Below are 600 nucleotides of genomic sequence, written 5' to 3'. Positions count from 1 at the left end.
ATACAACGCAGCATGGTCGATTTACCAGCACCTGATGGACCAATGACAGAAACAAATTCTCCTGCTTTTATTTCAAAATTAATATTCTTTAGTATTTGTTTGTTTGCTGTATATGATTTACCAAGTCCTTCTACCTTTAACAAAGACATTCGAAATGACTCCTTTTTGGTTTAATTAGCAAGTAAGAGTGTACATAACGAATATACCCCTATGCACACTCTTCTTCCTATACAGTTTTACCTATTGATGAAGTGGTGTATTATTTTGAAAGTTCTCGGATTGGATCATACCATTCATCTTCTACAGCAATTAGTCTTTYTTTACCCTTTTTAGTGAATAAAGCTGTCTGTTCTGAATCTTCAGGAGCAAAGATTTTTTCATTATTTGCAAATTCATCTGAAGTTAATAAGGCTTGAATTTTATCAAAATCCACTTGACCGATTACATCCATGTTTACTACGAATGGTTCATTTAATACAGGTGTAGCACTCATTAATGTAAATTCCTTGCCTGCAACCGTATTAAAAGGTTCTGTTGCATCATCTTTAACGTGATAAACAGCACCGACTGTATTTTCATCGCCTTCAGCAATCTCCACAT

General features: G+C 34.4%; 1 protein-coding gene and 1 pseudogene. Both read right to left on the bottom strand.

Features of this window, described 5'->3' with window-relative positions; genetic code table 11:
* A partial coding sequence (locus AC1DSL_RS19265; RefSeq protein WP_477533481.1) for an ATP-binding cassette domain-containing protein occupies window positions 1-149 on the bottom strand: 149 nt, incomplete at its 3' end.
* Between the two features lie 110 nt (window positions 150-259).
* Window positions 260-600, bottom strand: a pseudogene (locus tag AC1DSL_RS19260) (phosphonate ABC transporter substrate-binding protein); the annotation flags it as partial.

The organism is Paenisporosarcina sp. P4_D4 (assembly GCF_056401835.1).
The sequence above is the reverse complement of the archived record's forward strand: the minus strand, read 5'-3'. Positions and strand labels throughout refer to the sequence as shown.